At 65.9% G+C, this 20,946-nt stretch carries 17 protein-coding genes; 6 read left to right on the plus strand and 11 right to left on the minus strand.

Features of this window, described 5'->3' with window-relative positions:
* Positions 1-69: 69 nt before the first annotated feature.
* Together G5S42_RS05900 and G5S42_RS05905 are read right to left on the minus strand one after the other, a co-directional pair.
* Positions 70-357, minus strand: coding sequence for a hypothetical protein (locus G5S42_RS05900; protein ID WP_176105938.1), 288 nt, complete (start codon positions 355-357; stop codon positions 70-72).
* Between the two features lie 153 nt (positions 358-510).
* Positions 511-2,655: a hybrid sensor histidine kinase/response regulator family protein gene (locus tag G5S42_RS05905; RefSeq protein ID WP_312883530.1), complete on the minus strand. Its 2,145-nt coding sequence runs from the start codon at positions 2,653-2,655 to the stop codon at positions 511-513.
* A 266-nt stretch (positions 2,656-2,921) separates the two neighbouring features.
* Here G5S42_RS05905 and G5S42_RS05910 point away from each other — a divergent pair, with 266 nt between their 5' ends.
* From G5S42_RS05910 to G5S42_RS05930, 5 genes are all read left to right on the plus strand, one after another.
* Positions 2,922-4,547, plus strand: a complete 1,626-nt coding sequence (locus tag G5S42_RS05910; protein WP_176110374.1) for an FAD-dependent oxidoreductase — start codon at positions 2,922-2,924, stop codon at positions 4,545-4,547.
* 39 nt (positions 4,548-4,586) lie between these two features.
* Complete coding sequence (locus G5S42_RS05915) at positions 4,587-4,760, plus strand: hypothetical protein (protein WP_176105940.1); 174 nt, start codon at positions 4,587-4,589, stop codon at positions 4,758-4,760.
* A gap of 140 nt (positions 4,761-4,900) precedes the next feature.
* A complete protein-coding gene (locus tag G5S42_RS05920) occupies positions 4,901-6,097 on the plus strand; it encodes an HlyD family secretion protein (protein ID WP_176105941.1) in 1,197 nt (398 codons plus the stop codon).
* Positions 6,094-7,683: a DHA2 family efflux MFS transporter permease subunit gene (locus G5S42_RS05925; protein WP_176105942.1), complete on the plus strand. Its 1,590-nt coding sequence runs from the start codon at positions 6,094-6,096 to the stop codon at positions 7,681-7,683. The genes G5S42_RS05920 and G5S42_RS05925 overlap by 4 nt, the downstream gene beginning before the upstream one ends.
* Before the next feature lie 70 nt (positions 7,684-7,753).
* Positions 7,754-9,355 carry an efflux transporter outer membrane subunit gene (locus G5S42_RS05930; protein ID WP_246392128.1) on the plus strand — a complete coding sequence of 534 codons (1,602 nt, stop codon included), beginning with the start codon at positions 7,754-7,756 and terminating at the stop codon, positions 9,353-9,355.
* 46 nt (positions 9,356-9,401) lie between these two features.
* Here the strand turns inward: G5S42_RS05930 and G5S42_RS05935 are convergent, their stop codons facing one another.
* From G5S42_RS05935 to glgX, 3 genes are all read right to left on the minus strand, one after another.
* Positions 9,402-11,468 (minus strand): AI-2E family transporter, encoded by a 2,067-nt coding sequence (locus tag G5S42_RS05935; RefSeq protein WP_176105944.1) that lies wholly within the window; start codon positions 11,466-11,468, stop codon positions 9,402-9,404.
* A 94-nt stretch (positions 11,469-11,562) separates the two neighbouring features.
* The gene (locus tag G5S42_RS05940) at positions 11,563-11,739 is read right to left on the minus strand and encodes a DUF2934 domain-containing protein (protein ID WP_176105945.1); all 177 of its coding nucleotides are present in this window, start codon (positions 11,737-11,739) and stop codon (positions 11,563-11,565) included.
* A gap of 162 nt (positions 11,740-11,901) precedes the next feature.
* On the minus strand, positions 11,902-14,115 hold the full coding sequence (gene glgX / locus G5S42_RS05945; RefSeq protein ID WP_176105946.1) for a glycogen debranching protein GlgX: 2,214 nt from the start codon (positions 14,113-14,115) through the stop codon (positions 11,902-11,904).
* Positions 14,116-14,409: 294 nt separating this feature from the next.
* Here glgX and G5S42_RS05950 point away from each other — a divergent pair, with 294 nt between their 5' ends.
* Entirely contained in the window at positions 14,410-14,832 is a 423-nt protein-coding gene (locus G5S42_RS05950) for a PRC-barrel domain-containing protein (protein WP_176105947.1), read from the plus strand.
* Between the two features lie 44 nt (positions 14,833-14,876).
* Here the strand turns inward: G5S42_RS05950 and G5S42_RS05955 are convergent, their stop codons facing one another.
* The 6 genes from G5S42_RS05955 to G5S42_RS05980 form a co-directional block, all read right to left on the minus strand.
* A complete protein-coding gene (locus tag G5S42_RS05955) occupies positions 14,877-17,138 on the minus strand; it encodes a xanthine dehydrogenase family protein molybdopterin-binding subunit (protein ID WP_176105948.1) in 2,262 nt (753 codons plus the stop codon).
* Positions 17,135-18,142 (minus strand): FAD binding domain-containing protein, encoded by a 1,008-nt coding sequence (locus tag G5S42_RS05960; RefSeq protein ID WP_176105949.1) that lies wholly within the window; start codon positions 18,140-18,142, stop codon positions 17,135-17,137. Before G5S42_RS05960 ends, G5S42_RS05955 begins: the two co-directional genes overlap by 4 nt.
* On the minus strand, positions 18,139-18,699 hold the full coding sequence (locus G5S42_RS05965) for a (2Fe-2S)-binding protein (RefSeq protein WP_176105950.1): 561 nt from the start codon (positions 18,697-18,699) through the stop codon (positions 18,139-18,141). The genes G5S42_RS05960 and G5S42_RS05965 overlap by 4 nt, the downstream gene beginning before the upstream one ends.
* A 150-nt stretch (positions 18,700-18,849) precedes the next feature.
* Positions 18,850-19,167 carry a hypothetical protein gene (locus G5S42_RS05970; protein WP_176105951.1) on the minus strand — a complete coding sequence of 106 codons (318 nt, stop codon included), beginning with the start codon at positions 19,165-19,167 and terminating at the stop codon, positions 18,850-18,852.
* A gap of 85 nt (positions 19,168-19,252) precedes the next feature.
* Positions 19,253-20,119: a glucose 1-dehydrogenase gene (locus G5S42_RS05975; RefSeq protein WP_176105952.1), complete on the minus strand. Its 867-nt coding sequence runs from the start codon at positions 20,117-20,119 to the stop codon at positions 19,253-19,255.
* A gap of 269 nt (positions 20,120-20,388) precedes the next feature.
* Positions 20,389-20,865, minus strand: coding sequence for a response regulator (locus G5S42_RS05980; RefSeq protein ID WP_176105953.1), 477 nt, complete (start codon positions 20,863-20,865; stop codon positions 20,389-20,391).
* Positions 20,866-20,946: the final 81 nt, after the last annotated feature.

The following is a 20,946-nucleotide window of genomic DNA, read 5'->3' on the forward strand; positions in this document are numbered from 1 at the left end:
CCGCAGGAGCCGACACGCCGGGGGACCGGCGCGCGGCTCCTGCCGTTCTTCTGCCTCAATACGCGGCGCTTACTGCCCCTTCGTATCGCTGCTCGCGTCGGCGCCCGGCGTATTCGTCGAGTCGGTCATGGGCTTCTTCGACTTCGAGTGCTTCTTCATGTGATGGTGGGTCGCAGGCGTAGCCGTCGTCGCCGGGCCCGCATCGCCGCCCTCGCGCGACGAGGTCGCGGCGTTGGTGTTCGGGTCGGTGCCAGCCGGCCCCCCGCCGCCACCGGCGCCACCGCCGGCACCTTGGGCCATCGCGAGCGACGAAGCCGCGAGCAAGGTGGAAACGAGCACTGCGTGTCTGATCTTCATGGCGATTCTCCTGGGTGTCGAGAGGGTCGAAACGAAGTGGGCGCGCGGCAGCCGCACGCGCAAACCTCGCAGTCTTTTCAGCAAGGGCTGTGCCGCAGCACAGCACGACAGGAAAAGCACATGCACGCAATGCGCGAACGGCGTGCCGCGGCTTCAGGGGCCGCACGCCACCAGCGCATGCAATTCGTCGATATTGAAGGGCTTCGAGAGGATTGCGATGCCGAGCCGACGCGCGCGGTCGAGCTCGTCGGCGTAACCGGTCATCAGCGCGATCTTCTGCGACGGCCACGCGCTGCGGATCTTCTCCGCGAGGTCGATACCGTTCAGCTTGCCCGGCATCTGGATGTCCGACAGCACGAGCTCGAAGCGCTCGCCGGCGCTCAGCACGTCGAAGGCCTGGTCGGCGGTCGGCTCGTGATGGACCTCGCAGCCGAAGGTTTCGAGCACCGCGGTCACGCCGGCCGCGACGTCCTCGTTGTCCTCGACAAGCAGTATGACCCCGGCCGCGGCCGGCAGCGGCTGGCGCGCATCGGCGCCGGCCGTTGCGGCGCGCTCACGATAGCGCGGCAAAAACATCCGTATCGTCGTGCCGCTGCCCAGCACGCTGTCGATCTTCGCGGTGCCGCCGGCCTGCTCGGACATCGACAGCACCTGGGCGAGCCCGAGGCCGGTGCCCGAGCCGCGCAGCTTGGTCGTGAAGAGCGGCTCGAACGCGCGTCGCGCGACCGATTCGGGCATCCCTTCGCCGTCGTCGGAGCAGGCGATCAGCACGTACTCGCCGTCCGGCAGCAGCGTGTCGCTGCCGACCAGCCGATTGTTCTGGCAGCGGATCACGAAGCGCCCGCCGCGCGGCATCGCATCGCGCGCGTTCATCGCGATGTTCACGATCGCGAACTCGAGATCGGTCGGATCGACGAGCACCTGCCACAGGCCCTCCGGTATGCGCAGCGCCAGCTCGATCGTGTCGCCGAGCGCCGCGTTGATCAGCGGCACGGCGGCCGGCAGCCAGCGCGCAAGCTCGACGGGCTCCTGCTTCAGCGGCTGCTTGCGCGCGACGCTGAGCAGACGCCGTGTCAGCGCTTCGGCCGTGGCGGTGGCACGCTCGACCGCTTGCACTTCCTTCTCGAGATCGTTGTAGTGCTTGAGCCGCGCTAGCTCGGTATTGGCCGACACCACCATCAGCAGATTGTTGAAATCGTGCGCGACATTGGCGACCAGATTGCCGAGCGCGCCCATGCGCTGCAGTTGCCGGCTCGACGCTTCGGCCGACAGACGCATTGCGACCTCGCCCTGCCAGCGCTCCCACGCGCGGCGCTCCGCTTCGAGCTGGCGCAGCGAATACAGCACGAGCGCCCAGATCGCGATACAGGGCATCGCCGTCAGCGCCGCGATCAACAGAAAGTGCATGCGCCATGCCGCCACGATCGACGACGTCGCGTACGCGCTCATCACATACAACGGGTAGTCGCCGACGCGGCGAAACGCGAGCAGCCGCTCGACGCCGTCGACGCTCGAATCCAGACGCACGTGGCCGAACAGCTGTTTTTCGCGCAACGCGGACATGAACGCGCTGTGCATCGACGGCCGCGCGCCGGCCGGCCATGGCGGATAGCGCACCAGCAGATTGCCGTCCTGCCGGTATAGTGCGAGCGCGAGCGACTGATCGCCGTTGGTCAGTTCGTGATAGAAACGCGAAAAATATTCGTTGCGCAGCGCGACCGTGACCGCGCCGAGAAACCGACCGTTCGCGTCCGAGCGGCCGATCGCGGTCGTGAAGACGTCCACCTTCGAGAGCGGGCCGAACATCGGCAGCGAGAAATACGGCTCCGGACGCATCGCCTTCGCGGCGAGAAAATCGTCGCGCTGGCCGATCTGCACCGCCGGCGCCGGATACGCGAGGCTCGACACGAGCAGCTCGCCGTTCACGCCGAGCAGCGCGATCGATGCCACCTGCGGAAAGTCGCCGCCAATGCTCTGCAGGCGCTCATGCAATTCGCGCTCGCGCGTACGGATCTGCGCATCGTCGGAATCGCCGAGCAGCTCGATCACGCGCGAGGCCATCTGCCGGTTCAGATCCAGCACCTTGACGGCCTGCTCTTGCGCCACGCGCGCGAGGCGGTCGATCATATCGTTCGCATCGGAGATCCGGCGCTGGTAGTCGAAGTAGCCGTAGCCCGCGAGGCAGGCCAACGGAAACACAATCGACACGGCCAGCACGATCAGCAACATGCGCCGTGTCGCCGCGAAGTTGCGTGACGGCATCGGCACATCGACTGCGACACGTTCTGCACGCTGCACGGTCACCTGCTCCATCAAAGTTGGCTACGGTCAGGGAAGGCATTGCCTGTGAATTCGCACGCCGCTGTTCGCGCGCTAATTCCCCTGCCTCGAAATTTACCGCAACTCGGCCTATCTTCCCAAGCGGGTTCGCTGCATCACTTCGCTAAGCCGCGCGGGCACACCGATTGCTGCCCTATCGCTGCTTGATGGCAAGCCCACGTCCGTTCCTGCTCGCGACGCGCCTCGCTGCGCTGCGCGAGCCTTTCCATGCGCGAGGCCTCACCATGTCGACGACTGCCCGCCGCGTTGCGCGGCTATCGGAATTGCCGGCGGAGCGCGCGGTGCGCGTCACCGTGGACGACACGCCGATCCTGCTCGTGCGCGACGGCGACACCGTGCGCGCGTACTCCCCGGATTGCCCGCATGCGGGGGGCCCGCTCGAAGAGGGCGCGCTGTGCCACGGCCGCATCATCTGTCCGTGGCACAAGGGCACCTTCGATGTCACGACCGGCAACGTGCTGGAGCCGCCCCCGCTGCTGCCGCTCGATCGCTACCCGGTCACGCTCGATGGCGACGACGTGCTCGTATCGGCGGAAAAAATCGCCGCGCCGGATGCGGCGGCGCGCACGCCCGCGCTCGATGCCGCCGCGCAACGCAAGCACTACGTGGTGATCGGCGCGGGCGCGGCCGGCGCCGCCGCCTGTGCCGCGTTACGCGAGTTCGGCTTCGAGGGCCGCATCACGCTGATCGGCGACGAAGCGCACGCGCCGTACGACCGCACCTCGCTGAGCAAATTCGTTCCATCGTTCGAAATGCCACCCGCCGACGTGCCGCCGCTGTTGCCGCCCGATTGGCTGCACACGCACGGCATCGAACGGATCGTCGCGAAGGTCGCGCGGCTCGACGTGCCCGCGCGCACGATCCATTTCGAAGCCGGCGCGGGTAATGGCGGGCAGAGCATCGAGCCGCTCAAATACGACACCGCGCTGCTCGCCACCGGCAGCGTGCCGAAAGTGCCCGACATTCCAGGCTGCGAACTCGGCGGCGTGCACGTGCTGCGGCACCTCGACGATGCCGCCGCGTTGATCGACGCGCTCGGCGACGATGCATCGCAAACCCGCGTCGCGATTCTGGGCAGCAGTTTCATCGGCCTCGAAGTCGCATCCGCGTTGCGCAAGCACGGCGTGCCCGTCACCGTGATTTCGCGCGACAAGGTGCCGTTCGTGAAGCAGTTCGGCGAGCGCGCGGGCCAGATGTTTCGCGCGCTGCACGAAAGCAATGGCGTGAAGTTTTATCTCGACGCGAAGGTCGCCTCGCTCGAGGGCGAGGAAGGCAACGTGCATACGGTGATGCTCGCGGACGGCGAAGCCATCGCCGCCGATGTCGTGCTGCTGGGCACGGGGGTTGCGCCGGCTACAGGGTTCGTCGAAGGACTGCCGTTGCAGAAGGACGGCGGCGTGGTCGTCAATGCCGGCATGAGCGCCGCGTGCGGTCTGTATGCGGCCGGCGATATCGCCGTGTTCTCGCTGCACGAGAACCAGGAGCCGCTGCGTATCGAACATTGGCGCGTCGCGCAGCAGCATGCGCGCATCGCCGCTCAGAACATGTGCGGCTTGCGTACCCGCTATGCGGACGTGCCGTTCTTCTGGACCTATCACTACGGCAAGAACTTCGAATACCTGGGTCACGCGAGCGAGTGGGATGAGATCGTCGTCGATGGCGACTTCGATCATCACCAGTTCATCGCGCTGTACGTGCGCGACGGCAATGTCGACGCGGTGTTCGCCTGCGAGCGCGACGCGCTGACCGCGCGGCTTTCGGACGCGATGCGCGGCGGGCTGTCGCGCGCCGAAGCGCTCACGATCATCGGCGCGACGGCCGGCAGCGCGCCGCAAGCGGCGGCGTCGTGAGCCATCGTCTTGCCGTTCAACGTTGAGAAAGGAGCCACCATGACGACACACAAGGAACAGCATCCGCACTCGGAAAAGAGCGAACAGCAGATCGACGAACAGGTCGAGGACAGCTTCCCGGCTAGCGACCCGCCTTCGACCGGCGGCACCACGAAGATCGAGCCGGAGCAGGACAAGGCAAAGGCCGGGCACGACAAGCCCGCCGGTCAATAGGCGCGTGGCGGCGCGCTGCGCGCTGCCCGTGTTTCCCGAGCGCCCGCGGCCTCGTGCATTGCTGTGATCACGGCGGCCGCGGGTGGCATCTACTGCACTCCCCCATTCTCAACCCCCTGGAACGACGGAAACGACTCACCATGTCAGACGAGACCGGCTCGGCCAGCACCGGGAAGGAAGCATCCGGGCGCGATGCGTCGCACGGCGATGCGCGCCGCGACGGCAACGACGCACGCGATGACGACGGCAAAGGCGGCAACGGCAAGAACAAGGACAACGGCGACGAGGACAGCCAGCAGAAAAAGCCCGGCAAAAAGCCGCTGATCATCCTCGGCGCGGTCGTGATCCTGATCGGCATCGTCGGCTTCGTCTGGTGGTTCGCGACCCGCAACGAAGTAACGACCGACGACGCCTACACCGATGGCAACGCAATCACGATGGCGCCGAAAGTCTCCGGCTACGTGGTGACGCTGGCGGTCGACGACAACCTGTTCGTGCACAAGGGCGACCTGCTGCTCGTGATCGACAAGCGAGACTACCAGGCACAGGTCGATCAGGCGAAGGCGCAGCTCGGCCTTGCGAAGGCGCAATTGAACGCCGCGCAGGTGCAGCTCGATATCGCGCGCGTGCAGTATCCCGCGCAGTACCGCCAGGCGAAGGCGCAGACCTCGTCGGCGGAAGCGAATCTGCGCGAGGCGCAAGCCGCCTGGCAGCGTCAGCACTCGGTCGATCCGCGCGCGACTACGCAGCAGAACGTCGATACCGCCGACGCGCAGCGCCAGTCGGCCGGCGCGAGCGTCGAGCAGGCGCGTGCGCAGCAGCGCACCGCGAGCCTCGTGCCGCAGCAGTTGCGCGAGGCCGAGGCCAGCGTCGACGAACGCCGCCAGCAGGTGCATCAGGCCGAGGCGCAGCTCGAACAGGCGCAGCTGAATCTGTCGTATTGCGAGGTGCGCGCACCGTCGGATGGCTGGATCACACGGCGCAACGTGCAGCTCGGCAGCTTCCTCACCGCGGGCGTGTCGCTGTTCTCGATCGTCACGCCGCAGGTGTGGATCACCGCGAACTTCAAGGAATCGCAGCTCGAACGCATGCGCCCCGGCGACAAGGTCAAGGTCGACGTCGACGCGTATCCGAAGCTCGAGCTGCGCGGCCATGTCGATAGCGTGCAACTCGGCAGCGGCTCGCGCTTCTCGGCGTTCCCGACCGAAAACGCGACCGGCAACTTCGTGAAGATCGTGCAGCGCGTGCCGGTCAAGATCATCATCGACGAAGGTCTGCCGCGCGATCATCCGCTCGGGCTCGGCTTGTCGGTTAAGCCGAAGGTGTACCTGAAATGACGGCGTCCGATGCCGCGCCAGGCGACGAATCGTCGAACTGGAAGCCATCCGCGAATCCGTGGCTGATCGCAATCGTCGTCACGCTCGCGGCGTTCATGGAAGTGCTCGACACGACCATCGTCAACGTCGCGTTGCCGCATATCGCGGGCACGATGTCCGCGAGCTACGACGAAGCGACGTGGACGCTGACCTCGTATCTGGTCGCCAACGGCATCGTGCTGCCGCTCTCGGGCTTCTTCGGCCGGCTGCTCGGCCGCAAGCGCTATTTCCTCGTCTGCATCATTGCGTTCACCGTGTGCTCGTTTCTGTGCGGCATCGCGACCGATCTGTGGCAGCTCATCATCTTCCGCTGTTTGCAGGGCTTTTTCGGCGGCGGGCTGCAACCGAACCAGCAGTCGATCATTCTCGACACGTTTCCGCCGCAGCAGCGCGGCCGCGCGTTCTCGATCTCCGCGGTCGCGATCGTCGTCGCGCCGGTGCTCGGGCCGACGCTCGGCGGCTGGATCACCGACAACTTTTCGTGGCGCTGGGTGTTCCTCGTGAACGTGCCGTTCGGCGTGCTGACCTCGCTCGCGGTGATGCAGCTGGTCGAGGACCCGCCATGGAAACGCAAGGGCGACCTGCGCGTGTCAGTGGATTACGTGGGCATCGTTCTGATCGCGGTCGGCCTCGGCTGCCTGCAGGTGATGCTCGATCGCGGCGAGGACGACGACTGGTTTTCATCGAACTTCATTCGCATGTTTACGGTGCTCGCGGTATCGGGCATCGTCGGCGCGACCTACTGGCTGCTGTACACGAAAAAGCCGGTCGTCGATCTGCGCTGTCTGAAGGACCGCAACTTCGCGCTCGGCTGCGTGACGATCGCCGCGTTCGCAACGATTCTCTATGGCAGCGCGGTGCTCGTGCCGCAGCTCGCGCAGCAGCAGCTCGGTTATACGGCGATGCTCGCGGGCCTCGTGCTGTCGCCGGGAGCGGTGCTGATCACGATGGAAATTCCGCTGATCAGCAAAATGATGCCGCACGTGCAGACGCGCTTTCTGGTGGCGACCGGCTTCGGGCTGCTCGCGTGCGCGCTCGCGTATTCGCATACGCTCACGCCGGACATCGATTACTTCACGCTAGTGAAGATGCGCAGTGCGCAGTCGCTCGCGATCGGCTTCCTGTTCGTGCCGATCACGACGCTTGCGTATCTGACGGTGCCGCCGCGACTCAACGACGACGCGTCCGCGCTGTTTACGATGTTCCGCAACGTCGCGGGTTCGATCGGCATCTCGCTGTCGACCGCGATGGTTCGCGAGCGCACGCAGGCGCGCATGGCGCACCTGTCGGAGTTCATGTCGCCGCTTTCGCAGAACTACAACGATACCTTGCAACGCAACGCCCAGAGGATCGCCGACATGAATGGCATGCCGCATTCGCAGGCGCTGCAAACCGCAAACGGCCATCTGTACACCACGTACATCTCGCAGGCGACGTTCCTCGCCTATGTCGACGTGTTCGCGTTCCTCGCGATTTTCTGCACGCTTTGCATTCCGATCACGATTTTCTTTTCACCGGTCAAAGCGTCCGGCGGCGGAGGACCTTGAAGTGAAGCTTCGTTTAAGGCGCAACGTTCCCGATTCCGCTACGGGTTTGATTGCGTGTGTCGTCGTCGGCATGCCCGCGCTGCTGCTCGCTTCCTGCACGGTCGGCCCCGACTTTCATGCGCCGCACGCCGACGTGCCGGCGCAGTGGCACGATACCCAGCGCACCGCTGCGAGCGATGCGGCCGCAAGCGGCGCATCATCCGCAACGGCGGCCAACGTCGCTTCGGTGCCGACGCTCGACACCGATCCCGACCCGCGCTGGTGGCGCAGCTTCAACGATCCGACGCTCGACGCGCTGATAGCTCGCGCGGCGCTCGGCAACCTGGACTTGCAGCAGGCGGTGCTGCGCATCGTCGAAGCGCGCACCCAGGTGCAAGCGGCGGCCGCCCAGGGTCTGCCGAACCTGCGCGCGACCGGCAGCTATCAGCGCGAGCAGCTGGGCCTCAAAGGTTTTCTGCAGGAGAACGGCGCCTTCGATAAGGTCGATCAGCTCGGCGCGCCGAATTCGCCGGTCAATGCGATCGCACCGGGCGCGGGCGCCGCGCTGCAAAACGGCGCGAACAACCTGCTCGATCAGCTCACGGCGCCGATCAATCTGTGGCAGGTCGGCTTCGACGCGACCTGGGAGCTCGATCTGTTCGGCCGTGTGCGTCGCTCGGTCGAGGCCGCGAACGCGCAAACCGAGGCCGCGTACGAAAGCCGCAACGACGCGTTGCTATCGCTCGAAGCCGAGGTCGCACAGACCTATATGCAGTTGCGCGGCGCGCAGACCTTGCACGACATCGCGGTGAGCCTCGTCGAGCAGCAAAGTGAAACCGTCGCGTTGACGGAGAACCAGGCGAAGGTCGGACTCGCGAGCCAGCTCGATGTGCAAAGCGCCCGCGCCCAGCTCGCGCAAACGAAAACGCAGTTGCCGCAATACGACCAGCAGATCGCCCAGGCGCTGAACGCGCTCGCGTATCTGATCGGTGAGCCGCCCGGTGCGCTCGAAGCGCAGCTGAGCGCGCCGCAGACCGTGCCGCCGGTGCCGCCCGTCGTGCCGGTAGGCCTGCCGTCGACGCTCGCGCGGCGCCGGCCCGACATCCGCCGCGCCGAGGCGAACCTGCATGCGGCAACGGCGAGTGTCGGCGTCGCGGTCGCGCAGTTCTATCCGGACGTGTCGCTGACCGGCAAGGCCGGCACGCGCGCGACGAATGCGCGCGATCTCGCGCGCTGGTCGCACCTGTTCTATTCGTTCGGACCGACCGTGTCGCTGCCGATTTTCGAGGGCGGCGCGCTGGTCGCCAATCTGCGCATGTCGAAGGCCGAGCAGGCCGAGGCCGCGCTCGATTACCGCAAAACCGTGCTGAGCGCGCTGCGGGACGTGGACAACGCGCTCGTCGTCTATCGCACCGATCAGGCGCGGCGCGATGCGCTCGCCGACAGCGTCAGCGCGCAGCAGACCTCGTTCGATCTGTCGCGCGACAGCTATCGCAAGGGGCTCACGAGTTTCATCAACGTGCTCGATGCGCAACGGCAGCTCGCGCAGGCACGCGAGCAATACGCTCAAGGCACGACCCAGGTCAGCACCGATCTGGTGGCGCTCTACAAGGCGCTAGGCGGGGGCTGGCAGAGCGATGCGGATGCGGCGGGAGCGGCTGGCGCGGCGGCGGCGCCAGGCAGTGGCGGATAACCGGCCGCGATGCGGCGAGGCCGCAAGACGGCAAGGCCGCAAGGCGTCAGCCATGCTCGAACTGTGGCTCCTCAATCACCGTTCGCGTCGCATCGAGATGACGGCACGCGGCTAGCATCTGCTGCAACGACGTCACCGCGCAATCCGCTTCCAGCGACTCTTGCTGCTCCGCGCTCCACTGCTGCGTATCCTCGGGCGCCCAAAGGCCGACCACGATCGACACGTTCGGCAAGCGCGCGCGGATGCGCCGGATCAGATTGCGCAGATGCGACGGAATGCCGTCGATCTGCAGATACAGAAGGCAGACGATGCCGACGTCGTCGGCCTCGAGGCTATCGATCGACGCGCGCGACACCGCCTCGTGCGGCAGCGAGCGCGCCGCGAAGCCGTGCTTGCCGAGCAACTGCAGCAGGATGATCGTCGCGAGCGCATCGAGCGGGCCACGGCCCGGCAGGCACAACGCGCGGCTCGTCGGCGCATGCCACGCGAATACGGGCTCTATGACGGAAGGATCGCTGCCCGGCTCCTGCTGCGGGCCGTGGGTCTCCTCCGGCGTGACCGTCGCGGTGCTCATGCCACTGTTCGCCGCGTCGAGCGATCGTGGCATCGCCCGCGCGGCCCGCGTTTCGTCGGTGGGCGCGAGCGGCCCCGCCGCGCCCCAGTGCGACTGCGTCGCGAGCGGTGCGGGCTCGCGATCCTCGTAGCCGTCGAGGCCGTCGACCAGCTCGTTGGTCGTCGATTCGATGCGCGCGAGCTGTGCGCTCGTCACGCTGCCGCGCGTTACGTCGCTGGCCGCGAGCCGCAAGGCCCCGATCGCGACTTCGTCGTAATAGGCCGACAACGAGCGATCACGCAGCAGCACTTCGGCCTGCTCGATCGGTTGATCCGGATCGCCGGCGAGCGCGCGTTGATAGAAGTTTTCGACCGGCGTCAGCGGGGGCTGATCGCCGAGCAGCACGTCGAGAAACTCCAGACGCCGCACATGCCGGCCGAGTACCAGCAGACACAGCGTCAACGGTGTCGACAGGATCAGTCCGATGGGCCCCCAGATCCAGCTCCAGAAGATCGCCGCGACCACCACCGAAAACGGCGACAGGCCCGTGCTGCGCCCATACAGCAGCGGCTCGACCACCTGCCCCACTGCGAGCTCGGCGACCACGAACAGCACCAGCGACCAGATCGCCATCTCCCAGCCGGGACTGACCGCGGCCGCGAGCGCGGTGGGCAGTATCGCCGCGATCCAGATGCCGACGTAGGGCACGAGCCGCAGCAGCGCCGCCAGAATGCCCCACAGAACCGGGCTCGGCACGCCGATCAGAAACAGCCCCGCGCCGATCACGACGCCGACGCCGGTGTTCACGCCGAGCTGCGACACGAAGTAGCGGCTCAGGCGCCGCGCGGTCTCGTCCATCACCGTGGTCGTGCGATGCAGGTCGCGCGAGCCGAACAGCCGGATCGCGCGATCGCGCAGGTCGTCACGTTGCAGCAGGATCACGATCGTGACGACGAACACGATGAACGCGGTTTCCAATGGACTGATGGCCGGCGACAATACCCGTCGCGCGAGCTCGAACGGCGTCGGCACCGGCTCGCGCACTTCCACCGGCACCGCCGTCGATGCCTGCGGGCTCGCCGCGGCCGCCGCACCGTTCGGCGCTGGTAATTGCGGCGGCTCGATCGTCGCGGGCTGCAACGCCTGCCCTGCCTCGCTCGCGAAACGGTTCAGCTTGCCGATCGTGAGGCTGTGCACGGTATCGAGCTTGTGATGGATGGTCGCCTGATAGCGCGGCATGCCGGCGGCGAGATCGGTCAACTGTGTGGCGATCACCGCGCACAACAGCGCGATGACCGACACCGAGATCAGCACCGCCGCGCACACCGACGCGACATGGCCGAGTTTGAGCCGGGCCAGTGCATCGGCGAGCGGCGCGACGAGAAAGCTCAACAGGATCGCGAGCGTGATCGGAATCATCACCGCGCTCGCGAAGTACAGGCATGCGACCGCGATCACCGCGACGACGAATGTGACGAGGCCCTCGATACCGAAGGCGGCGGTCGCTGCCTGAATACGCGCGGCGGGGCTCGTGGCGCGCGGCTCGGGTGTGTCGTTCATCTTGTGAAGGAAGATCGGGCATGGGAAAGCGGTCCCCGAGCCGCGCGCGATGCGCCGGCTCAGAGTCTCGTTACTCCGGAAGGCTAAGTAATGCCTATTTCATCGTGTCGCCCGACACCGGCCCGCTCTCGACCGGTGGTGCCTCCTTCTCGATCTCACTGCGCGCCTGCTCCCAGTATTGCTCGGGCGTGCCCTTCGGCTCGGCCGCTTGCTCCCACAGATAGTAGGCGCGCGTGCGGATCTGCTCGTCGACGCTCGGTTCCTGTTCCATTTGTTCACCCCAGCCTGGCTGTTTGCGTTCGCGCGTCTATCGTCGCGAAGAACGGAGACGCGTGCATGTCGTCAACCACAGAGGGAGCAAACGTTGTACCCGGGCTGCGGCCCGCTTGTACAACGGAGTGCAACGGAACTGGCGTCGCTCACTCACCAGGACCTAGCCTGGCGCGGAGTCGCCTTCGTCGGAAGTCAACTGCTCTTCGAGGCGGTCGAATACGCGCTGGGTCGCGCGGCTCGGCGCTTCGAGCGCGAACAGCAGCAGCGAGCGGCCCGTCACCTGGTACGAATCGCCCGCGCTGAATTGCGGCAGCTCGGCGCGCACCGGCATGTTGGTATCGACGAGGCAGGTCCAGCTCTCGCCCTCGGGAAGGTCGGGCAGCGTGAAATTGACGACGTCGTGATGCGCGTTCAGCACCAGCAGCAAGGTCGCGTCGGACGCGAGGCGGCGAATTCCGCTCGCTTGCGCGCGGCCGTCGATCACGAGGCCGAAGCAGCGCATCGCCGGATCGGCCCATTGCTCGTCCGTGATGTCGGTGCCGTCCGGCGATAGCCAGCGCGTGTCGGTCACGTCGAGCGTCTCGTTGTATTCGCCAGTCAGAAACCGGCCGCGCCGCAGCACCGGCAAGCGGTGGCGCAGCGTGGTCAGCTTGCGCACGAACTCCGTCAGCCCGCGGCCGTCGTCGTCGATCGCATCCCAATCGACCCAGCTGATCTCGTTGTCCTGGCAATACGCATTGTTGTTGCCCTGCTGCGTGCGGCCGAATTCGTCGCCGGCGAGGATCATCGGCGTGCCCTGCGACAGCAGCAGCGTCGCGAGCAGATTGCGCTTCTGGCGCTCGCGTTGCTGGCGGATGTCGGCGTCGTCGGTCGGTCCTTCGACGCCCATGTTCCACGACCGGTTGTCCGCATGGCCATCGCGGTTGTCCTCGCCGTTTGCGTCGTTGTGCTTGTCGTTGTACGAGACCAGATCGTTCAGCGTGAAGCCGTCGTGCGCGGCGATGAAGTTCACGCTCGCCCACGGCCGCCGGCCGCGGTGATTGAACTTGTCGCCCGACGCGGTGATGCGTGTGGCGAGATCCGCGGCGGTGCTCTCGTCGCCCTTCCAGTAGGCGCGCGCGGTGTCGCGGAAGCGATCGTTCCATTCGGCCCAGCCCGGCGGAAAACCGCCCACCTGATAGCCGCCCGGGCCGCAATCCCACGGCTCGGCGATCAGCCGGATGCTGGAGAGCACCGGGTCCTGGCGGCAGCTGTCGAGAAAGCCGCCGCCTTCGTCGAAGCCGTGATCTTCGCGGCCGAGGATCGTCGCGAGATCGAAGCGGAAACCGTCCACTTTCATTTCGGTGACCCAGTAGCGCAGACTGTCGGTCACCATCTGCAGCACACGCGGATGCGACAGGTTCAGCGTGTTGCCGGTGCCGGTGTCGTTGATGTAGTAGCGCGGCTCGTCGGGCATCAGCCGGTAGTACGACGCGTTGTCGATGCCCTTGAACGAGATCGTCGGGCCGCGTTCATTGCCTTCGGCCGTGTGGTTGTACACGACGTCGAGTATCACTTCGAGGTCGGCCTGGTGAAAGCGGTCGACCATCTCCTTGAACTCGCCGACCGACTCGGTCGACGACGCGAAGAAACGCGGATCGGCCGCGAAAAAGCCGATCGTGTTGTAGCCCCAGTAGTTCGTCAGCCCCTTGTCGAGCAGATGTTTGTCGTTGACGAAGGTCTGGATCGGCATCAGCTCGACCGTGGTCACGCCGAGGCTGCGGATGTGGTCGAGCACCGGCTGCTGCGCCAAACCCGCGAACGTGCCGCGCAAACGCTCGGGCACTTGCGGATGACGTTTCGTATAGCCGCGCACGTGCGTCTCGTACAGAATCACGCGCTCCCACGGCAGCGCGTTGCGCTCCGGATGACTCCACGAAAAATTCGCGTCGACCACCTTGCATTTCGGCACGAAGGGCGCGCTGTCGCGCTCATCGAATGACAGGTCCAGCTCTTCCGAATCGAGCGTATAGCCGAAAATTTCCGGCGCCCATTTCAGCTCGCCGATGTGCGCCTTCGCATACGGATCGAGTAGCAGCTTGTTCGGATTGAAACGATGCCCGTTCTGGGGCTCGTAGGGGCCATGCACGCGATATCCATAGACGGCACCGGGTTTCAGATTCGGTACGAACACATGCCATACCTCGTCGGTGTACTCGGGCAGTTCGATGCGTTCGAGTTCGTGCTGGCCGGATTCGTCGAACAGACACAGTTCGACCTTCGTCGCGTGCGCGGAGAACAGCGCGAAGTTGACGCCGCTGCCGTTCCATGTCGCGCCGAGCGGAAATGGCGTGCCTTCGGAAATGCGCGTCGAGTAGCTGGCTGGGGATGACATAGATGTTCTCAGTGGATGCAAGGAGGCTGGTATCTCGGGGGCATGCATGTGCTTTTTTCAACTGCCTTCCCATGTGTTCCGGGCTGCGCGCTATTCAAGTTTAGGCATTCGGGGCGAACGCGCCGGACATTGCACAGCGCGCACCCAGCAGGCGAGTTCGAACAGCAACTTTTGGGCCTGACGGGCTTGCTTTCCCTCAGATCAAAAATCGCGGCATGAGATTTGCAGCATAGCGGCAAGGCGCACGCGTTCCGCGCCATCGAAAAGCCACGACAGCAATCAGGGAGAACCAAGATGATGCGCAACACGCAGATCAAACCGCTGGCCGCTTCCGCATCGCTTCTCGCCGCCATTACGCTGATTTCCGCGTTGGGTCCGTCCGGCAGCGCGTTCGCGCAAGGCGCTCCGCAAGCGATCACCGAAAAACGCACCGACGTCGTGCAGCTCGCGAGCGGATATCGCGCGTCGAAGCTGTCGGGCGCGGACGTGTACAACCGCAACAAGGACAATATCGGCACGCTCGACGATCTGATCGTATCGCCGGGCACCGAGCGCACCACCTACGCGATCCTGTCGGTCGGCGGCTTTCTCGGCCTGGGCAAGCATCTGGTCGCCGTGCCGTTCAATGATCTGCAGATCGACAACCGGCGTATCGTGCTGCCCGACGGGACGAAGAAATCGCTCGAGGCGTTGCCGGAGTTCAAGTACGCGGATTGAGCGCGGCGCTGCCGCGTCGAATCGATCGACGCGGCTACGGGCCGTCAGCCGAGCAGCTTGTCGGGTGTAATCGGCAAATCGCGGATGCGTTTGCCGGTCGCATGCCAGATCGCGTTGCAGACCGCCGCGGCCACGCCCACCACGCCGATTTCGCCGACGCCTTTGACGCCGAGCGGATTGACGATGTCGTCACGCTCTTCGACGAATAGCACGTCGATCTCGTGAATGTCGGCATTCACGGGCATGTGGTATTCGGCGAGATTGTGATTCATCTGCCGTCCGAGCACGTGATCGAACTGGCCGTGCTCGTGCAGCGCCATGCTGATGCCCCACACGACGCCGCCCGCGATCTGATTGCCCGCCGTCTTCGGATTGACGATGCGCCCCGCCGCGACCGCGCTGACCACGCGCGTCACGCGCACGGTGCCGAGCGCTTCGTCGACGCGCACTTCGGCGAACACCGCCGAATGCGTGCCCATCGAATATGCCTGCTGCTTGACGTGCGGCTCCACGCTCGCCTGCTCCTCGAGTTCATCGAGTCCGGCGCGTTCGAGCAGCGTCGCGATCGCGATCGAGTCGTCCGCGTGCGGGCCGCACACGAGCCGGTTGCGCTCGCGCCGCACTGCTTCGCGATCCACCGACGCGAAGCGCGCACCGCCATGTTCGCGCGCGAGTTCGACGAGACGATTGTGCAGGCGCGTGCAGGCCGCATCGACAGCGCTGCCCACTGACGACACCGTCCACGATCCGCCCTCGATCGGCGCCTTCGGCAGCCGCGTATCGCCGAGTTCGAAGCTGACGTCCGCGAGCGGCACGCCGAGCGCATCGGCGGCGATCTGCGTCATCGCGGTGTAGGTGCCGGTGCCGATATCGGCGGTCGAGCTCGACACCCTGACGCAGCCATCGGGCGTCAGCACCGCACGGGCGGCCGCTTTGTTCTGCATCGCGTCCCACGCACCGGTTGCCATGCCCCAGCCGATCAACTCGTTGCCTTCGCGGCGTGCACGCGGTTCGAGCGGCCGCCCGGCCCAGCCGAAGCGCGCCGCGCCTTCGCGATAGCAGTCGCGCAGCGCCTTGCTCGAAAACGGCAGGTTCTTGTTCGCGTCGCGCTCCGCATAGTTGACGAGCCGCAATTCGAGCGGGTCCATCCGCAATGCCTCGGCGAGTTCGTCCATCGCGACTTCGAGCGGAAAGAGCCCTTGGGTCGCGCCGGGCGCGCGCATGTCGGCTGGCGTCGGCACGTCGAGCTTCGCGACCTTGTAGCCCATCGACACGTTGTCGCATCGATACAGCTGCCCGGCCCAGTTGACCACCACGTCGCAGAACTCCTCATAGCGCGAGGTTTCCGACACCGCCTCGTGGATCACCGCCTGCAGGCGGCCATCCGCCGACGCGCCGAGCGCGACGCGCTGCACCGATTGCGGCCGATGCGCGAAGGTGAACATCTGCTGCCGGGTCAGCGTGACGCGCACGGGTTTCTTCAGTTCGCGCGCGGCCATCACCGCGAGCGCCAGATGATATTGCGGCCGCAAGCCGGAGCCGAACGCGCCGCCGACGAACGGCGAAACCACCTGCACTTCGTCGTCTTTCAAACCGAACACGCGCTGCAGATAGCCCTTCGTATTGACGACGCCCTGAGTCTTCTCGTAGACGGTCAAGTGTCCTTGCGCATCGGGCACCACGGTGCAGCCGTGCATTTCCATCGGATTGTGGTATTGCGCGGGCGTCGTGTAGAACGCATCTACACGCACCCTGGCATCGGCCAACGCTTTGCGCGGGTCGCCGCGCTCGGGCGGCGGCGGGTCGAAGCCGCCCTTCTCGGCCGACGGCGGTACGGCGCTCATCAACGCCGCCTCGATATCGGTCTGATGAGAAGCGGCCTCGGAGCGCACCCGCACCAGCGACGCCGCGTAGCGCGCGAGTTCGAGCGACTGCGCGACCACCAGCGCGACCGGCTGCCCGCTGTACCACACGCGCTCGTCCCACAGCGGTCTCAATGGCGTGCCGGCCGGCGCGATCATGTCCTTGAACGCATCGACGTCCGATGGCAGCGCCGGGCGTTTGCGATGCGTGAGCACGAGCAGCACGCCGGGCAGCGCTTCGGCGGCCGAGGTATCGATCGAGACGATCTTGCCCGAAGCGATCGTGTCCGACACGACGACGCCATGTACGAGCCCTTCGGCGCAGAACTCGGCCGCATATTGCGCGGCGCCGGTCACTTTGGCGAGGCCGTCGACACGCGAATGCGGCACGCCGATCGCGTGCTTCGGGCTGCCTGTCGATGGCAAGGTTTCGGCACGGTTCATCGCGCGGCCTCCTCGAACGAACGTTGTGTGGCCTCGCCGAAGGCGCGCACGATCACGCGCGCCGCGAGTTCGATCTTGAACGCGTTGTCGCGCTGGGGGCGCGCATCGCGCAGCAGCGCCCCCGCGAAATCGCGCACCGTCCGCGCGTTCAGCGTCTCGCCGCGCAGTGCGGCTTCGGCGGCGGGATCGCGCCACGGCTTGTGCGCGACGCCGCCGAGCGCGCAACGCGCATCGACGATGCGCGAGTCGTCATCCAGTTCGACACCGACCGCGGCCGACGCCAGCGCGAACGCATACGATGCGCGGTCGCGCACCTTCACGTACGCGTGATGCGCGGCAAAGCCTTGCGCCGGCAGCTCGATCGCGGTCACGAGTTCGTCGTCGCGCAAGTTGGTATCGATATGCGGCGTGTCGCCCGGCAGCCGGTGAAAATCCGCGAACGGCAACGTGCGTACGCCGTCGTTGCCGATCAGATGCACGGTGGCGCCGAGCGCCGCCAACGCGACGCACATATCGGACGGATGCACGGCGATGCAGTGTTCGCTCGCGCCGAGGATTGCGTGAATGCGGTTCACGCCGTGCAGCGCCGGGCATCCGCTGCCGGGTTCGCGTTTGTTGCACGGCGTGCCCACGTCGTAGAAGTAGTAGCAGCGCGTGCGTTGCAGCAGATTGCCGCCGACCGTCGCGACATTGCGAATCTGCGGCGACGCGCCGGCCAGGATCGCTTTCGCAAGCAGCGGGTAGCGCGCTGCGACGGTATCGTCATACGCGAGCGCGCTGTTCGTTACGAGCGCGCCGATCATCAGGCCGCCTTGCGCCGACGCTTCGATCCGCCTGAGCGGCAAACGGTTGATGTCGACGAGCAAAGCCGGCCGCGCCACGTCTTCGCGCAGCAGGTCGACGAGATTCGTGCCGCCCGCGATAAACGCGGCGGCCTTGTCCGACCGATGCCGTTCGAGCGCATCCTGCACCGCCTCGGCGCGCGTGTACGAGAAGTGGTTCATGGCCGCGCTCCGCGCTGATTCGCGACCGGACTGGCTTGCCTTGCATCCTCGTCACCGAAATGCGCCGCGTCGAGAATCGCGGCGACGATATTCGTATATGCGCCGCAGCGGCACAGATTGCCGCTCATCTGCTCGCGCACGTCGTCCGCGCAGCGCGCATGGCCTTCTTCGAGCATCGCGTACGCCGAGCAGATTTGCCCCGGCGTACAGTAGCCGCACTGGAACGCGTCGTGTTCGATGAACGCCTGCTGCAATGGATGCAACGTATCGCCGTTCGCGAGACCTTCGATGGTCGTGATCGATGCACCGTCGTACACGACCGCGAGCGCGAGGCAGGTATTGATCCGCTGACCATTGACGAGCGCCGTGCACGCGCCGCATTGGCCGTGATCGCAGCCCTTCTTGGTGCCGGTCAGGTGCGCATGCTCGCGCAGCAGATCGAGCAGCGAGGTCCACGCTAGAACGTCGAAGTGCCGCGTCTCGCCGTTGATCTCGAACGTCAATGCATGCGACGCGGGCGCGTCGGCCTGCGCGGTTTCAGCATCGGGGGTAGCCATCGGATTTCCTCCTCACAAGGCGTCGCGCAAGCAACGCGGCGCGCGACGAAACTCCATGCAACTCGAACCCATGCAAAACGGCGGCAGCGCGCGAGCGCGATGCCGCCGCGGCGTGCGGCGCGTCGCAGCTCGACGCGCCCGGCTGAACGCTTATTGCCCCGCCGCGCTTCCCGCGCGCGGCGGCGTCGCGCCTTTGAAGCGCTTGTCGGTAGTGGTGCGGCCATTGCCGCCGCCGGCGACACCATTGGTCGCGCCCCCCGACTCGCCGACATTACCGTTCGCGTCGTTCGTACCGGTCGTATCCGGCGTGCGCGATTCTTCCAGACTTGCGCCCGGTTTTGCGGCGGACTTTCCGGGTTGCGTAGACGGATTGGAACCGGTCTGCGCGAAGCCCGCCTGCGCAAAACCTAGCGCAAGGCAGCCCGACACGAGCGCGGCCCCCAGTTTGACGGATACATCGATCTTCATGTCACTCTCCCTTATGACGTTATGGAAACCACTGCGAGAAGCGCCATGCGCTCGCCGGCAGCCTCGCCGCCTTCGGTTCGCCAACCTAAATAATCGGCGCGCCGCCTGTCACGGCAATCGTCGCGCCCGAGATGTAGCTCGCTTCGTCCGACGCGAGCATCACATACGCGGCCGCGAGCTCCGCCGGTTGTCCGGGGCGCTTCATCGGCACCTGCTTGCCGAACTGCTCGACCTTGTCGGGCGGCATCGTCGATGGGATCAGCGGCGTCCAGATCGGTCCCGGCGCCACGCAGTTCGCGCGAATACCCTTTTCCGCGAGCAATTGCGCGAGGCCGCCGGTGAAGTTCTGAATCGCACCCTTGGTCGTCGCATAGGCGATCAGGCCGGGGTTCGGATGATCGGCATTGATCGACGACGTGTTGATGATCGCGCCGCCCGGCTTCATATGGCGGACCGCCGCGCGCGTGATCCTGAACATCGCGCCGATGTTGGTATCGAAGGTCTTGTCCCATTCTTCGTCGCTGATCGCGTCGAGCGACGGATAGCTCATCTGATACGCCGCGTTGTTGACCACCACGTCGAGCCGGCCGAAAGCCTCGATCGCCTTGTCGACGATCGCATCGCAATGCTGGCGATCGCGGATATCGCCGCCGACCAGCACCGCCTTGCGACCGGCGTCCTCGACCCAGCGCGCGGTCTCGCGCGCATCGTCTTCTTCGTCGAGATAGGCGATCAGCACATCGGCGCCTTCACGCGCGAACGCGATCGCGACCGCACGGCCAATGCCGCTGTCGCCGCCGGTCACGATCGCTGCCTTGCCAGCGAGACGCCCCGAACCTTCGTAGGTTTTCTCGCCGTGATCCGGTTGCGGGTTCATGCCGGCCGTGCGGCCGGGCGTCTGGTCCTGCTGCTGTTCAGGAAACGGCGGTGCCGGGCGTTGCTTGTCGCTCATGTCTGATCTCCCTCGTTGCAAATGACCCTCGGCGGCGCGCCCGAGCGCGCCGCGTCATCGGTCTTTTAGCAACGAGTGGGCCTGCGTGTGCGAGCGAAGTGAAACCCCTGCGTGAACTGCAACGTAGGGGCTCGCATGGCTAAGGAAGCTGCGGCGGATAGAACGGTGGCAGCCAGATGGCAAACAAATGACAAACGGATTCGCACCGCACCGAGTGCGATTTCCGACGACGACCCTGCAGAAATGACAGAACGGTCAGCAAGTTTTCGCTAACAGCCTGATTCAGATGATGGCTCCGCCGCATGCAACGCGGCCGCCGATTCGAGCACGCGCAACAGACGCTCGGGCGTCAATGGTTTCGCGCAATGCGCGTCGAAGCCAGCCGCCTTGGCGAGCGAGCGATCCTCGCGCGACGCGAACGCGGTACACGCAACCAGCAGCATATGCGCAGTCTGCGGATGCGCGCGCAGACGCCGCGCAAGTTCGAGCCCGTCGAGCCCCGGCATCTTGATGTCGAGCAGCACCGCAAACGGCTGCCACTCGCACGCGGTCTGACACACGGCATACGGATCGTCGAGCGCACGGCACTCGAAGCCGTCGGCCGTCAGTAGCATTTGCAGCGCGTCCGCTGCTTCCCGGTAATCGTCGACTACCAGCACGCGACGATGCGCGGCCATCGCATAGCGGATCGGCCGCCATACGAGCACGTCGTCGCTGCTGTCCACGCTGTCGTTGAACACAGTCATTTTTTCTCGCCCTTTTACATTCGCCCTGAAGGGCATCTCGCGCCACGCGCGCAAGATTCGATCCCATTGCGTCTGCCGGAC

The organism is Paraburkholderia youngii, assembly GCF_013366925.1.
In the GTDB taxonomy this organism is placed as follows: Bacteria; Pseudomonadota; Gammaproteobacteria; order Burkholderiales; family Burkholderiaceae; genus Paraburkholderia; species Paraburkholderia youngii.

Bases quoted from the DNA above. Each gene is read 5' to 3' on its own strand.
- G5S42_RS05900 (WP_176105938.1), bottom strand. From the start codon at position 357: ATGAAGATCAGACACGCAGTGCTCGTTTCCACCTTGCTCGCGGCTTCG.
- G5S42_RS05910 (WP_176110374.1), top strand. From the start codon at position 2,922: ATGTCGACGACTGCCCGCCGCGTTGCGCGGCTATCGGAATTGCCGGCG.
- G5S42_RS05955 (WP_176105948.1), bottom strand. From the start codon at position 17,138: ATGAACCGTGCCGAAACCTTGCCATCGACAGGCAGCCCGAAGCACGCG.
- G5S42_RS05965 (WP_176105950.1), bottom strand. From the start codon at position 18,699: ATGGCTACCCCCGATGCTGAAACCGCGCAGGCCGACGCGCCCGCGTCG.
- G5S42_RS05925 (WP_176105942.1), top strand. From the start codon at position 6,094: ATGACGGCGTCCGATGCCGCGCCAGGCGACGAATCGTCGAACTGGAAG.
- G5S42_RS05915 (WP_176105940.1), top strand. From the start codon at position 4,587: ATGACGACACACAAGGAACAGCATCCGCACTCGGAAAAGAGCGAACAG.
- G5S42_RS05920 (WP_176105941.1), top strand. From the start codon at position 4,901: ATGTCAGACGAGACCGGCTCGGCCAGCACCGGGAAGGAAGCATCCGGG.
- G5S42_RS05930 (WP_246392128.1), top strand. From the start codon at position 7,754: ATGCCCGCGCTGCTGCTCGCTTCCTGCACGGTCGGCCCCGACTTTCAT.
- G5S42_RS05940 (WP_176105945.1), bottom strand. From the start codon at position 11,739: ATGGAACAGGAACCGAGCGTCGACGAGCAGATCCGCACGCGCGCCTAC.
- G5S42_RS05975 (WP_176105952.1), bottom strand. From the start codon at position 20,119: ATGAGCGACAAGCAACGCCCGGCACCGCCGTTTCCTGAACAGCAGCAG.
- G5S42_RS05960 (WP_176105949.1), bottom strand. From the start codon at position 18,142: ATGAACCACTTCTCGTACACGCGCGCCGAGGCGGTGCAGGATGCGCTC.
- G5S42_RS05970 (WP_176105951.1), bottom strand. From the start codon at position 19,167: ATGAAGATCGATGTATCCGTCAAACTGGGGGCCGCGCTCGTGTCGGGC.
- G5S42_RS05950 (WP_176105947.1), top strand. From the start codon at position 14,410: ATGATGCGCAACACGCAGATCAAACCGCTGGCCGCTTCCGCATCGCTT.
- G5S42_RS05935 (WP_176105944.1), bottom strand. From the start codon at position 11,468: ATGAACGACACACCCGAGCCGCGCGCCACGAGCCCCGCCGCGCGTATT.
- G5S42_RS05980 (WP_176105953.1), bottom strand. From the start codon at position 20,865: ATGACTGTGTTCAACGACAGCGTGGACAGCAGCGACGACGTGCTCGTA.
- glgX (WP_176105946.1), bottom strand. From the start codon at position 14,115: ATGTCATCCCCAGCCAGCTACTCGACGCGCATTTCCGAAGGCACGCCA.